Raw genomic sequence first — 13,422 nt, forward strand, 5'->3', positions numbered from 1 at the left:
ATGGAACAGGTTGTCATTGTCGATGCAATTCGCACCCCGATGGGCCGTTCGAAGGGCGGTGCTTTTCGTAACGTGCGCGCGGAAGATCTCTCCGCTCATTTAATGCGTAGCCTGCTGGCGCGTAACCCGGCGCTGGAAGCGGCTGCCCTCGACGATATTTACTGGGGCTGTGTGCAGCAGACGCTGGAGCAAGGTTTTAACATCGCCCGTAACGCGGCGCTGTTGGCTGAAGTGCCTCACTCTGTCCCGGCGGTTACCGTCAATCGCTTGTGCGGATCATCCATGCAGGCATTGCATGACGCAGCACGGATGATCATGACTGGCGATGCGCAGGCATGTCTGGTCGGCGGCGTGGAACATATGGGCCATGTGCCGATGAGTCACGGCGTCGATTTTCACCCCGGCCTTAGCCGCAATGTCGCCAAAGCGGCGGGCATGATGGGCTTAACGGCAGAAATGCTGGCGCGTATGCACGGTATCAGCCGTGAAATGCAGGATGCCTTTGCCGCGCGGTCACACGCCCGCGCCTGGGCCGCCACGCAGTCGGGTGCATTTAAAAATGAAATTATCCCGACTGGTGGTCACGATGCCGACGGCGTCCTGAAGCAGTTTAATTACGACGAAGTGATTCGCCCGGAAACCACCATGGAAGCCCTCGCCACGCTGCGTCCAGCGTTCGATCCAGTCAGCGGCACGGTAACGGCAGGTTCGTCCTCTGCGCTTTCCGATGGCGCTGCCGCCATGCTGGTGATGAGTGAAAGCCGCGCCCGAGAATTAGGTCTTAAGCCGCGCGCCCGCGTGCGTTCGATGGCGGTCGTTGGTTGTGATCCGTCGATTATGGGTTACGGCCCGGTTCCGGCCTCGAAGCTGGCGCTGAAAAAAGCGGGGCTTTCTGCCAGCGATATCGGCGTGTTTGAAATGAATGAAGCTTTTGCCGCGCAGATCCTGCCATGTATTAAAGATCTGGGACTGATGGAGCAGATTGACGAGAAGATCAATCTCAACGGTGGCGCGATCGCACTGGGTCATCCGCTGGGCTGTTCCGGTGCGCGTATCAGTACCACGCTGCTGAATCTAATGGAGCGCAAAGACGTCCAGTTTGGTCTGGCGACGATGTGTATCGGTCTGGGTCAGGGTATTGCAACGGTATTTGAGCGGGTTTAAAAGCAACAGACTCCTGAAACGGCGCTTCGCTTGCCCGACCTGGCTACATGCAGGACGGGCAAGCGAAGCGCCCCTGGCTAAGAAGTTCGAACAGTTTATTTCAAAGCCATTGTTGCCAATGTCGATGAAAGAAAATTTAGTTGCCGTTCTTCCCGCCTGTCAGGGGCGGGTTTTTTATCTTCTTTATTCAGTGAATGCTTTAGTTAAACTGAAAGGCATTGCCTGATAACCACGAGTACCATGCAGTTGCATTTCAACGGCGGGTTCTTTTTCACCCCATTTGAACTCTTGCAAATATGGGTTCGGCAAGCTGGTGAATGCCCCAACTGTCAAATCAAATTCCCCACCGGCTGTTGCCGAGTAGACAAAAACGGAGTTTTTATCGTTCTGGAATTCGGTAATTGACGTAACCGGACTAAACCACTCATTGCCACGTTCTTTGCCGTATTCCCAGATTTGCTGCACCGTTTTATTCTTTTGGTCGATTTTATAGATCACCGAGCGACTGTATTTCATGCTCTGCATCGCAGGTTGTTCCAGGCCACGCCCGTCGCCGTTATCGAAAGCGGAGAGATAGAGAATGTCGCCTTTACTCTTACTGTCGATTTTGAACGCTGTGTGTTGCGTCCATGTCCAGTCAAAGTCGCCTTCGCAGGTGTTATTCTCACAAGCGATTTTTTGCCCTTTATCATCAACCGGCGTTAACACGGTAGCATCAAACGGTGCTTTCCAGCCTGCTGGTGTGCCCAGTATCCATTTCACTTTCTTGTCACGACCGATTTTTATGATCGCACTTTGGTGACGGGAACTAATAATAATGGAGTCATCTTCACTATCGTAATCGACGCTGTTTACATGCGCCCAGTTGCGGCCAGGGCCGCTACCTACGATATCGCCGAATTTATCTGAGGAGTCCAGTGCCGCGAGATCTTCTTCATTAAGCGTATGACCCGCCTGGCTGGCATCAATGTTCAGGCAAACAGCTCCCTGATCCAGGGTTTTCATAACCACATCGCGATAAGGATCAAGAATATCGAACAAACGCCATTCATCGACCACTACGCCGTTCTCATCTACTTCGGCAATAACATCGCGCACGGTACGCACATTTTTGCCATCAAGCCGCTTGTGGTTTGAACTGGCAACACGCAGGAAATAGTGCCCATTTGCGGCATTATCCATGGAGTGGGAGAAATCATTGTAGTTATCAGGTAAGCGACGATTAAATATCTCGCGTCCCATAATATCGTACTTCACGTAACGTTGACCGTAGCCCCAGGTAAGTGCGCCATCATGGTTTTGTTTAAAGCCCATCATTACGCCAGCGTTATAAATAGACTTTAGATCATAAATAGGGCTTGCGTTCATAAACCAACGAATATCGCCCTTCGAGTCAATAATTGCGTTGACAGGATAGAAGTTCCATTCCAGTGCGCCACCCACCGGGTTATTCCAGACAGTACGCGTTCCATTACCTGATTTATCTTTCAGATTGTTGAGTAAATACAGACGGTCCTGGAATTCTGGGGAGGTTTTCTTAACATCGACAGTAAAGAATGCGGAGGTTTCTTCTTTGGTTCCTGCTGATTCGTTATAGGCAGGCGGGGCGTATATCTTATAACTTTCTTTGATATTTTCGATCTTGCTGCCATATATTCGGGTGTATGCCACTTCAACAGTATTTAGATAGTCAGGGTAAAGACCGAAAACCGGGATACCGCCATAGGTTAAAAGGTATTTATTATTCACCTTATAGGCAATTTCCTGACCATTCTCTTTTGGCACGATACGCACTGATACATCACGCAGCTGATACCCACCATTACGAATCACAGCTGTCAGTGGCGCAATATCGTAGGGGTTCATAACGACTTCGCCAAGTTGCCCCTGGCGTTGATAATCAATTTTGGCGCCACTGGCACCACCAATTGCAAAAGCGGTATCAGGTATAGAGGTAATTGCTGCTACAGATAAAGCGAGAGAAGTTAACGCATATTTAAATTTCATAACACTCTCCATCAGTTTAATTAAAATACTTATTCCATTTTATTTTTCTGTCATAGCATCAGCGCTTTATTACAAGAATCCGTAAAATGAATTTTTTAAAACTAATATTATTGATTGGATGAATACAACCGGAGAGATTTCATCCCGTCTGGTATAACACAGGATGGTAGACATTGCGATTAAGAAATAATTAATAGAAAATTAAGCCACTCTACATTTTAAATAATTAGGATTGCAGACACAGGACATATATCAGGGGCAATATGCCCCTGATATATCATTTAAATAAACGCAAAAGCATCACCAAACAGGCGATCTTCTCGTGCATTGCGCTCATTACAGAACAGGTCACGAGCAATTTTCGCCATCTCGAAACGCCCGGCGATATAGATATCATGTTCCGCCAGCGTACCATGATCCTGCAACACTGCAGTTAACACCGTTCCGGTACGACCACGCCAGCCAGGCTCCGGTTGCTCAACAACAGGTTCGACGCGCAGACCTGGATACTGAAGCGATAACGCTTCCAATTCAGAGAGATCATAAAGGTGTTTTTCTTCCCGACCGCCCCAGTAGATAGTGACATCACGATTGGGATTACGCGCTAGTGCAGTCAGTAAAATAGAACGGGCGTAGGAGAATCCAGTACCACCGGCGATCAGAATCAACGGACGCTCTTCATCGTCACGCAACCATGCCTCACCGTGGGGAATATCTACCTCAATTTGACGATCTTTTAGAATTCGATCCATCACTGCCATGGCATAGAGATTGAGTTCCGAAGCGCCAATATGCAACTCAATAAACCCTTGTTCATTTGGTGTTGAGGCCATTGAGAATGGGCGCTTATCGCGCTCATCCATCACAACCATCAAATATTGGCCAGCACGAAAAGAAAAGGCCGCATCTGGCACTAAACGAACGCGGTATACGGTATCAGTGATAGCTTCTACCGAGGTCACTTTACAGCTTAAGGTTGTCATGCGCTTTCTCTGTCGGATCGATAAATAGGGCAAAACAAACGCGCATCAGGCGTTTTTACCGTTGTTGAAGATGGCCAGTTCATCCCAGATGGCGTCAATATGCGCGACAACATCCGGATCTTTTTTGATGGGACGCCCCCACTCACGCTGAGTTTCCCCCGGCCATTTATTCGTGGCATCCAGCCCCATTTTTGAACCCAGCCCGGAAACAGGCGAGGCAAAATCCAGATAATCAATGGGCGTGTTTTCGACCAACACCGTATCCCGCGCCGGGTCCATACGGGTGGTAATCGCCCAAATCACATCGTTCCAGTCGCGTGCGTTGACGTCATCATCACAAACGATCACAAATTTAGTGTACATAAACTGGCGTAAGAACGACCAGACGCCCATCATGACGCGCTTCGCGTGTCCGGCGTACTGTTTTTTGATTGTCACTACCGCCAGACGATAAGAACAGCCTTCCGGCGGCAGGTAAAAATCGACAATTTCCGGGAACTGTTTTTGCAGAATCGGCACGAACACTTCGTTCAACGCTACGCCCAGTACCGCGGGTTCATCTGGCGGACGCCCGGTATAGGTGGAATGGTAAATCGCATCTTCACGCTGGGTAATATGCGTCACGGTGAATACCGGGAAACTATCGACTTCGTTATAGTAACCGGTGTGGTCGCCATACGGCCCTTCCGGCGCCGTTTCGCCTTGTTCGATATACCCTTCCAGCACAATCTCCGCACTGGCGGGCACTTCAAGGTCATTGGAGATACACTTCACCACTTCGGTCTTGGTGCCGCGCAGCAATCCGGCAAACGCATACTCTGAAAGCGTATCCGGAACGGGGGTGACTGCACCGAGAATCGTGGCGGGATCGGCACCCAGCGCCACAGAAACCGGGAAACGTTCGCCCGGATGCGCCGCACACCACTCCTGATAATCCAGCGCGCCGCCGCGATGCGACAGCCAGCGCATAATCAGTTTGTTTTTACCAATCAGCTGCTGGCGATAAATGCCCAAATTCTGCCGCTCTTTATGTGGGCCGCGCGTTACGGTCAGCCCCCAGGTAATCAGCGGCGCGGCATCTTCCGGCCAGCAGGTCATAATGGGAATGCGATTGAGATCGACGTCATCGCCAGAGACGATTTTTTGTTGGCAGGGCGCACCACGCAGTCGCTTTGTCGGCATGTTCAATACTTGCTTAAACTGCGGCAGTTTATCAAACAGGTCGCGGAAACCTTTTGGCGGCTCCGGCTCTTTCAGAAACGCCAATAATTTACCCACTTCACGCAGCGCCGAAACATCTTCCTGCCCCATGCCCATCGCCACGCGCTTTGGCGTACCGAACAGGTTGCACAGCACCGGCATTGAGTAGCCTTTAGGGTTTTCGAACAACAACGCAGGCCCACCGGCACGCAAAGTGCGGTCAGCAATTTCAGTGATTTCCAGATGCGGATCCACCGGGAGCGTGATACGTTTTAGCTCACCCTGCTGTTCAAGCAGCGTCAGGAAGTCGCGTAAATCGTTATATTTCATGGCGTCCATTGTAGCCTCTTAATCTGCGCCCATTATACGGCGTTCATCTTTGCGATGCTGTAAATTTGTTAAATTAGCGTGAACTCTGACGGTATAACGCAAACCGGGGAATATAATTAACTTAGCGCAAAGCTTTTGCTATCCTTGCGCCCCGATTAAACGGATAAGAGTCATTATGCAATCCTGGTATTTACTGTACTGCAAGCGCGGGCAACTTCAACGTGCCCAGGAACACCTTGAGAGACAAGCGGTTAATTGCCTGGCTCCGATGATCACCCTGGAAAAAATCGTACGGGGTAAACGTACCGCAGTCAGTGAACCGTTATTCCCTAACTACCTGTTTGTGGAATTTGATCCAGAAGTGATTCATACCACGACTATCAGTGCTACACGTGGCGTCAGCCACTTTGTGCGCTTTGGTGCCTCACCTGCGATAGTCCCATCAGCGGTAATCCATCAGCTTTCTATCTACAAACCCGAAGGTATCGTTGATCCGGGAACGCCGTACCCAGGCGATCAGGTGATCATCACCGAAGGCGCTTTCGAAGGTTTTCAGGCCATTTTCTCCGAGCCTGATGGTGAAGCTCGTTCAATGCTATTGCTTAACCTTATCAATAAAGAGGTTAAACATAGTGTGAAGAATACCGAATTCCGCAAAATCTAGAACGAAATCCCAAACAGTGTTTTGACGTTTGTATCTGTTGTAGCGGCCAGACACGCGGCATCTTCTCCACGCCATTGCGCAATTCGTTGCAGAATATGGGGCAAATACGCAGGTTCATTGCGCCGGGATGTTGGCTTCGGCGTGAGATCACGTGGGAGCAAATAGGGCGCATCGGTTTCGATAAGCAATTTCTCCGCCGGAATCAACGGTAACAGCTCGCGCAATTCCAGCCCACGTCGCTCATCACAGACCCAACCGGTAATACCAATATAAATCCCACGCGCCACGCACGCCTGCATCTCTTCGCGCGTTCCGGTAAAACAGTGCAACACTGCACCAGGTAGTTTCTCCAGCCACGGTTCCAGCAAGGTGATAAATCGCTCGTGGGCATCACGACAATGCATAAATACCGGCATGTTTAATTCAGCGGCAATGCGCAACTGGGCGACAAAGGCACGTTCCTGCTCTTCCGGTGTAGAAAAGTTACGGTTAAAGTCGAGGCCACACTCACCAATCGCCACCACTTCTGGCTGCGCGGCAAGCTCAATAATTGCTTCTTCGGTCGCAGCTTGCCACTGGCTGCTGTCGTGAGGATGCACACCCGCTGTTGACCAACAGTGCGGGTAATGACGTGCCAGCTTTTGCGCCTGCTGGCTTTCACGCAGGTTAGTGCCGGTGATGAGCAGCCCATTAACGCCCGCAGCAAAAGCGCGCGTTACGATATCATCACGATCTTTCGCAAATTGCGAGCTGGTCAAATTAACGCCAATATCAAACATCCTGCTCTCCATATGACAACCGCCCTGACGGGCGGTTGAATTTATTCAGTTTTTTCGCTTTCTGCTTCAGCATCATTTTCTTCTTCCCGGTTTCGGCCTTTACCAACATAAAAGCGTGAGAAGAAGACACCAATTTCAAACAAGCAGTACATCGGGATCGCCAACAGCGTTTGCGAGAAAACATCTGGCGGTGTCAGCAGCATCCCGACGACGAATGCGCCAACCAGCACATACGGACGTTTTCTACGCAAGTCTTCTGGTGTGGTGATTCCCATCCAGCACAGCAGCACAATCGCCACAGGCACTTCAAAGGAAACACCAAACGCCATAAACAACGCCATGACGAAACTCAGATAGCTGGCGATATCGGTAGATACCTGTACCCCTTCTGGCGCGGTATTGGCGAGGAAGCCAAATGCCAGCGGGAAGACAACGAAATAGGCAAATGCCATACCGATATAAAAAAGCAGAGAGCTTGAAATCAGCAACGGCACCACCAGGCGTCGTTCATGCTTATACAGCGCAGGGGCAATAAATGCCCATACCTGATAGAGAATCACTGGCGCAGACAAGATCAGCGACACCATAAAGGTCAGCTTGATCGGCGTAAAGAACGGTGAGGCCACGTCGGTGGCGATCATCGTTGAACCTTGCGGTAACTGCTTGATCAGTGGCGCAGACACCAGGTGATAGATGTCATTGGCGAAATAGACCAGACACAGGAATATCACGATTACCGCGATAATGCAGTTCAGCAGACGCTTACGCAGCTCAATCAGATGCGTGATAAGCGGTTGAGTATCTTCTACAGACATGTTTACGGTTTATCACTCGACGAAGGGGAAGGCGCAGCGGTTTTCAGTTCAGCGTCCGGCGCATCCGCAGCAGATTTTACCTCTGGTGCAGGCTTTGTCTCAGGCTTTTGTTCCGGTGAACTGGCCTGATGCTCTGCAGCAGCTGGCGTGACGCCCTCGTGGGCAGTTTCATTGCCTTTCACCACCGGATTATGGATGGTATGCGCTTCATCGCTCGCCTTTTCAGGATCGTTAACGCTATAAGAACGTTTCATCGATTCCGCAGCCTGACGCAGTTCATCCATAGACGCTTTCAGTTCTGGCGTCAGGTTAGTCAGACTCGCTTTTTCAACCTTTTTCAGGCTGTCCTGAAACTCCTGGAGTTTTAACTCCTGGGTCAGTTCGTTCTGCACCGTCGTTGCCAGTGAACGCAACGCGCGAACCCAGCCCGCTACCGTTTTTACTGCCACAGGCAAACGTTGCGGCCCCAGTACCACGAGGCCGATGATGAATACCAATAGCAGTTCGCTAAAACCGATATCAAACACGGATTACACCTGCTCTTTATCGTGGCGCTTTGCGTCTTCTGTTTTAGCCTGTTCCTGTTTGACATCAGCCTGCTTATCAGTAATAGATTTTGCAGTAAAATCAGCGTCCTGACTGGTTTTGTCCTGCTTTGGCTCATCATCGCTCATAGCTTTTTTAAAGCCTTTGATCGATGCACCAAGATCGGAACCGATGGAGCCGAGCTTTTTGGTGCCAAAAAGCAGTACAACGATGACGGCAATAATCAACAACTGCCAAATACTGATACCACCCATACATGTTCCTCTGTGGTAGATGATGAATTAATAAAGCCGCATTATACGTTACACGGCCCGCCTTGAGCGATGAAAAAATCAGCGTGTTTTGCGCCAACCGACAAACCATGCGACCAGACCAGCTGCCATTAACCAGCCGGGCATCAGGCCCCATTCAGGTCGGCTAACCAGCAAAAATGTGCCACTTAATACTAAAGTCGCGCCAATCCCTAATAAATAGCGAGATTGCCCCTGACGCACATGATTGGACTGTAACTCGCGCGCAATCTTATCAACACTGTGCTGCAAATACTTGCCCTGGCGCAAACTGTCGTAAACCAGTTCAGGCAGTTCTGGCATTTTTTCGACCCAGAACGGTGCTTTTTCCTTTAATGCTCTCACCAGCGCAGGAATACCGACCTGATCTTTAATCCACGACTCCAGGAAGGGCTTCGCCGTTTTCCATAAATCGAGCTGCGGATAAAGCTGGCGGCCTACCCCTTCGATATAGAGCAAGGTTTTCTGGAGTAACACCAATTGCGGCTGCACTTCCATATTGAAGCGACGCGCCGTATTAAACAGATTTAACAGCACATGTCCAAACGAAATTTCGGCCAGCGGTTTCTCAAAGATAGGTTCACAGACCGTACGAATGGCAAATTCGAACTCTTCAACATTGGTATCTGGCGGCACCCAGCCAGAATCGACGTGTAGCTCTGCCACTTTGCGATAGTCGCGATTAAAGAAGGCGATAAAGTTTTCTGCCAGATAGCGTTTATCTTCTTTGTTTAGCGAGCCGACAATCCCGCAATCAATGCCGATATATTTTGGGTTTTCCGGGTGTTCATAGCTTACGAAGATGTTGCCAGGATGCATATCGGCATGGAAAAAGCTGTCGCGAAAGACCTGAGTGAAGAACACCTGCACGCCGCGTTCCGCCAGCAATTTCATGTTGGTGCCGTTTTTCTCCAGCGCCGCGACATCAGAAACCGGAATGCCGTAAATACGCTCCATCACCATCATCCCTTCACTGCAATAGTCAGGGTAAACTTCCGGGATGTAGAGCATCGGGCTGTCTTCAAAATTGCGCCGAAGCTGAATGGCGTTGGCAGATTCCCGCAGCAAATTCAGTTCGTCGATCAACGTTTTTTCGTACTCGCGCACCACTTCGGTTGGGCGTAGACGACGACCATCCGGCAGCAAACGCGGTACCCAACGAGCCAGACGGTAGATAAGTTTCAGGTCTGCTTTAATGACCGGCAAAATATCCGGGCGGATGACTTTAATTACCACCTCTTTGCCATTCGATTTCAGCCGTGCAGTATGAACCTGGGCAATAGAAGCCGAAGCCAGCGGCTTAATATCAAAATCATCAAACCAGGCTTCCACCGGCAGGCCGCCCATTGCTGCTTCAATCTGTTGCTTCGCCAGTCTGCCATCAAATGGCGCAACTTTGTCCTGCAATAACGCCAGTTGATCGGCAATATGTGGCGGGAACAGGTCGCGGCGGGTAGATAACATCTGCCCGAACTTAATCCACACCGGCCCCAGTTCTTGTAGAGCCAGTCGTAGTCGCTCACCTAATGGTTTGTCTTTATGCCGATTCGGCATCCAGAATAATGAGTATCGCCATAGCCGTAACGGCAGGGTGATACGCATTTTAGGGATCAGTTCATCAAGTCCGTAGCTTAAAAAAGTGCGAATGATGAAATATAGGCGCCGTACTTCACCTGGCGTCATTTAACCTCCAGTTTTTCCAGCCGTTTGGTCAGGGAATCCACGGCACGTTCAACGGCTGCCGTTTCTTCCGCAAACCAGGCTACTTCAAGTGGACCTGGCGCCATACGCCACTCTTCGGTAATGGCTTCCGCCACGTAACGTTGCTGGCGTTTAATGCCGTGATGCAAGAACTTCGCGCCTCCACGCAAGGCTTTGCTGATACCTTCAGCGGCGATATCACCGGTATAAGGCGCTAGCAATTCTGCTGGGTCAAACTCGGCCAGATCTGCCAGTGCAACGAAGTTCTGCACCACCTGAATATCGCCCTGTACTTCCAGCTCACCGCTGCGAATTAACGCGGCAAGCTGCTGGCGATCGCGAAGTTTCGGCAACACGCTGGCGTAGGCGATAACGGTGCAGTCAGCATCTCCTGCCCATTCACCCAGCACATCGACCTGGCGTTCGCTGAACACCAGAATCAATGACGTCGAAAAGCCTTTTACCTCCACGCGCAAAACTTTACCCAGCAGACGCGAGCGGGCCGTTTTCAGCGCGGGTGAGCGATACAGGAAGGTGTTGAGCAGACTTTCAATTCCTGCCGTCACTAAAGGTTTAAAAGGCATTTCCGGTCTCCTGTCAGAACTTATAACCACGATGCAGCGCCACAACACCTGCCGTCAGGTTGTAATAGTCAACGCTTTCAAAGCCTGCGTCTTCCATCATTGCTTTCAGAGTATCCTGATCAGGATGCATACGGATGGATTCCGCCAGATAACGGTAGCTATCGGCGTCATTTGCGACCAGCGAACCGATACGCGGCAGGATATGGAATGAATATGCGTCGTAGGCTTTGCTTAACGGTTCAATAATCGGTTTGGAGAATTCAAGCACCAACAGGCGACCGCCTGGTTTCAGCACTCGATACATGGAACGCAGCGCTTTCTCTTTTTCGGTAACGTTACGCAGCCCAAAAGAAATAGTAATGCAATCAAAGGTGTTATCCGGGAATGGCAGCGCTTCGGCGTTTGCCTGCACATATTCCACATTCCCAATTACACCGATATTGCGCAGCTTTTCGCGGCCCATTTTGAGCATCGATTCGTTGATATCGGCAAGGACGACTTTACCGGTTTCGCCCACCATGCGGGAGAATTTAGCTGTCAGATCGCCCGTACCGCCCGCCAGGTCGAGGACAGTTTGTCCACGGCGTACGCCACTGCAATCAATCGTGAAGCGTTTCCACAAACGATGTATGCCAAAAGACATCAAATCATTCATGACATCGTATTTCGATGCCACGGAATGGAAAACATGGGCGACCATATCCGCTTTTTGTTCCTTCGCGACGGTCTGAAAACCAAAGTGCGTCGTTTCTTGTGACTTATCCACCATCTCAGTGCCTGCTCATCAAAAAATTGTTCCAGAAGTGTAACAGATTGGGCGTCATTGCCCTACATTTCCGCCCGGCCTCACTACCCCCAAAGAGCTAGTGCGACTGTTGATTATATTCTTCATCGCGTTGATAAACTTCATCATTCGGCTGCTCCGGAACTGATCGTAAACGGTACTCCTCATCCTGGTTTACCGCCTGATCAGTCAATTCAGGATTAATCTCGCGTTTAATTTCTACCCCTAAACCGCGAAACGCTTCTGCCTGCGCCAGCACATTTCCGCGACCTGAAGAGAGTTTTTTCATTGCCTGACGATAGTTGTCCTGTGCTTTGTCCAGACTTTGACCGATCGCGGACATATCATCGACAAACAAGCGCATTTTGTCGTACAACTTGCTGGCGCGATCGGCTATTTTCTGAGCGTTGCGGCTTTGATGCTCATAGCGCCAGAGGTTGGCGATAGTGCGCAGCGCCACCAGCAGCGTGGTCGGGCTAACCAGCATGATATTGTTTTTCAACGCTTCGGTGATCAGCTCCGGCTGGCGGTCAAGCGCCAGTAAAAAAGCGGGTTCAACAGGGATAAACATCAGCACGTAATCCAGGGTTCGCAGCCCCGGCAGTTGTTGATAATCTTTGCGCCCCAGTAAGCGGATATGGTTACGCACCGACGCGATATGCTCCTGTAGCGCGCTTTCACGTGCGTAGTCATCTTCAGCGTTGAAATAACGTTCATAGGCAACCAGCGTCATTTTGGCGTCGATCACCACATCTTTGCCCTGCGGCAACCGCACAATGACATCTGGTTGCATTCGCGAACGCGTGTCGGTTTCGATGCTCACCTGAGTCTGATATTCATACCCTTCACGCAGACCAGACGCCTCCAGTACGCGGGTTAGCACCACTTCGCCCCAGTTGCCCTGGGTTTTATTGTCGCCTTTCAGGGCGCGAGTGAGGTTAATGGCTTCCTGGGCCATTTGCGCATTAAGCTGCTGGAGATTGCGGATTTCATGCGCCAGCGTATGGCGTTCTTGTGCTTCTTTACCAAAGCTCTCCTGAACCTGACGGCGAAAACCGTCCAGTTGTTCACGTAGCGGCGACAACAGGCTGTTCAGACTCTGACGGTTTTGCTCATCAACCCGGCGATTGCTGTGCTCGAAAATACGGTTGGCGAGGTTTTCAAACTGCTCACTGAGGCGCTGTTCGCTGTTGATCATTTGGCGAATTTTATCGTCAGCATGTTGCTGCGCAGCTTCCATCCGCGTGGTGACTTCACGCAGATCCGCCTCCAGCGAGGTGTTAATGCTTTGCAGACTGCGCACTTCATTATTGAGTAACTCGCACTCAGCACGCCAATGTTCGCTTTGGGTAATTTGTTGTTTTGCCGCACTTAACTCCGCGACCATCTCTTCACGTTCAGCGAATTGCTCGGCTTTTTGCTGCGCATGCTGATAACTGGCAATCAGCCAGCCAATCGCCACGCTCACCAACGCAATAACTGCGTAAACCATGATTGAGATATCCACAACGCCTCCAGCCTCATTACTTACCCGCACAAAATAGAATTGTGCTGTACAAACGTCCAGTTTGAAAG

Annotated in this window: 13 protein-coding genes; 2 read left to right on the forward strand and 11 right to left on the reverse strand. The window is 50.5% G+C overall.

Features of this window, described 5'->3' with window-relative positions; all coding sequences use genetic code 11:
* Nucleotides 1–1,164 (forward strand): acetyl-CoA C-acyltransferase FadA, encoded by a 1,164-nt coding sequence (gene fadA / locus EFER_RS18200; protein ID WP_000438734.1) that lies wholly within the window; start codon nt 1–3, stop codon nt 1,162–1,164.
* A 183-nt stretch (nt 1,165–1,347) separates the two neighbouring features.
* Here fadA and EFER_RS18205 read toward each other — a convergent pair whose 3' ends face one another.
* The 3 genes from EFER_RS18205 to ubiD form a co-directional block, all read right to left on the reverse strand.
* Nucleotides 1,348–3,171 carry an aryl-sulfate sulfotransferase gene (locus EFER_RS18205; protein WP_000669881.1) on the reverse strand — a complete coding sequence of 608 codons (1,824 nt, stop codon included), beginning with the start codon at nt 3,169–3,171 and terminating at the stop codon, nt 1,348–1,350.
* A gap of 281 nt (nt 3,172–3,452) precedes the next feature.
* A complete protein-coding gene (fre, locus tag EFER_RS18210; protein ID WP_002431889.1) occupies nt 3,453–4,154 on the reverse strand; it encodes an NAD(P)H-flavin reductase in 702 nt (233 codons plus the stop codon).
* Between the two features lie 45 nt (nt 4,155–4,199).
* The gene (gene ubiD / locus EFER_RS18215; protein WP_000339803.1) at nt 4,200–5,693 is read right to left on the reverse strand and encodes a 4-hydroxy-3-polyprenylbenzoate decarboxylase; all 1,494 of its coding nucleotides are present in this window, start codon (nt 5,691–5,693) and stop codon (nt 4,200–4,202) included.
* 166 nt (nt 5,694–5,859) lie between these two features.
* Between ubiD and rfaH the strand changes: the two genes are divergently transcribed.
* Nucleotides 5,860–6,348, forward strand: a complete 489-nt coding sequence (gene rfaH, locus EFER_RS18220; protein WP_001192402.1) for a transcription/translation regulatory transformer protein RfaH — start codon at nt 5,860–5,862, stop codon at nt 6,346–6,348.
* Here rfaH and tatD read toward each other — a convergent pair.
* The 8 genes from tatD to rmuC form a co-directional block, all read right to left on the reverse strand.
* On the reverse strand, nt 6,345–7,127 hold the full coding sequence (gene tatD / locus EFER_RS18225) for a 3'-5' ssDNA/RNA exonuclease TatD (RefSeq protein WP_015953849.1): 783 nt from the start codon (nt 7,125–7,127) through the stop codon (nt 6,345–6,347). The two genes, rfaH and tatD, sit on opposite strands and share 4 nt — an antisense overlap.
* A gap of 41 nt (nt 7,128–7,168) precedes the next feature.
* Complete coding sequence (tatC, locus tag EFER_RS18230; protein WP_000109935.1) at nt 7,169–7,942, reverse strand: Sec-independent protein translocase subunit TatC; 774 nt, start codon at nt 7,940–7,942, stop codon at nt 7,169–7,171.
* 2 nt (nt 7,943–7,944) lie between these two features.
* The gene (tatB, locus tag EFER_RS18235) at nt 7,945–8,469 is read right to left on the reverse strand and encodes a Sec-independent protein translocase protein TatB (protein WP_000459608.1); all 525 of its coding nucleotides are present in this window, start codon (nt 8,467–8,469) and stop codon (nt 7,945–7,947) included.
* A 3-nt stretch (nt 8,470–8,472) separates the two neighbouring features.
* Nucleotides 8,473–8,742, reverse strand: a complete 270-nt coding sequence (tatA, locus tag EFER_RS18240; RefSeq protein WP_000508966.1) for a Sec-independent protein translocase subunit TatA — start codon at nt 8,740–8,742, stop codon at nt 8,473–8,475.
* 78 nt (nt 8,743–8,820) lie between these two features.
* Nucleotides 8,821–10,461, reverse strand: coding sequence for a ubiquinone biosynthesis regulatory protein kinase UbiB (gene ubiB, locus EFER_RS18245; protein WP_000187549.1), 1,641 nt, complete (start codon nt 10,459–10,461; stop codon nt 8,821–8,823).
* A complete protein-coding gene (ubiJ, locus tag EFER_RS18250; protein ID WP_015953850.1) occupies nt 10,458–11,063 on the reverse strand; it encodes a ubiquinone biosynthesis protein UbiJ in 606 nt (201 codons plus the stop codon). The genes ubiB and ubiJ overlap by 4 nt, the downstream gene beginning before the upstream one ends.
* A 13-nt stretch (nt 11,064–11,076) precedes the next feature.
* Nucleotides 11,077–11,832: a bifunctional demethylmenaquinone methyltransferase/2-methoxy-6-polyprenyl-1,4-benzoquinol methylase UbiE gene (gene ubiE / locus EFER_RS18255; protein WP_000227963.1), complete on the reverse strand. Its 756-nt coding sequence runs from the start codon at nt 11,830–11,832 to the stop codon at nt 11,077–11,079.
* 94 nt (nt 11,833–11,926) lie between these two features.
* Nucleotides 11,927–13,354, reverse strand: a complete 1,428-nt coding sequence (gene rmuC, locus EFER_RS18260; RefSeq protein ID WP_000355275.1) for a DNA recombination protein RmuC — start codon at nt 13,352–13,354, stop codon at nt 11,927–11,929.
* Nucleotides 13,355–13,422: the final 68 nt, after the last annotated feature.

Origin of the sequence: Escherichia fergusonii ATCC 35469, from assembly GCF_000026225.1 — a bacterium.
Classification (GTDB): Bacteria; Pseudomonadota; Gammaproteobacteria; order Enterobacterales; family Enterobacteriaceae; genus Escherichia; species Escherichia fergusonii.

Coding starts and splice junctions, on each gene's coding strand:
- fadA (WP_000438734.1), top strand. CDS start 1: ATGGAACAGGTTGTCATTGTCGATGCAATTCGCACCCCGATGGGCCGT.
- EFER_RS18205 (WP_000669881.1), bottom strand. CDS start 3,171: ATGAAATTTAAATATGCGTTAACTTCTCTCGCTTTATCTGTAGCAGCA.
- fre (WP_002431889.1), bottom strand. CDS start 4,154: ATGACAACCTTAAGCTGTAAAGTGACCTCGGTAGAAGCTATCACTGAT.
- ubiD (WP_000339803.1), bottom strand. CDS start 5,693: ATGGACGCCATGAAATATAACGATTTACGCGACTTCCTGACGCTGCTT.
- rfaH (WP_001192402.1), top strand. CDS start 5,860: ATGCAATCCTGGTATTTACTGTACTGCAAGCGCGGGCAACTTCAACGT.
- tatD (WP_015953849.1), bottom strand. CDS start 7,127: ATGTTTGATATTGGCGTTAATTTGACCAGCTCGCAATTTGCGAAAGAT.
- tatC (WP_000109935.1), bottom strand. CDS start 7,942: ATGTCTGTAGAAGATACTCAACCGCTTATCACGCATCTGATTGAGCTG.
- tatA (WP_000508966.1), bottom strand. CDS start 8,742: ATGGGTGGTATCAGTATTTGGCAGTTGTTGATTATTGCCGTCATCGTT.
- ubiB (WP_000187549.1), bottom strand. CDS start 10,461: ATGACGCCAGGTGAAGTACGGCGCCTATATTTCATCATTCGCACTTTT.
- ubiJ (WP_015953850.1), bottom strand. CDS start 11,063: ATGCCTTTTAAACCTTTAGTGACGGCAGGAATTGAAAGTCTGCTCAAC.
- ubiE (WP_000227963.1), bottom strand. CDS start 11,832: ATGGTGGATAAGTCACAAGAAACGACGCACTTTGGTTTTCAGACCGTC.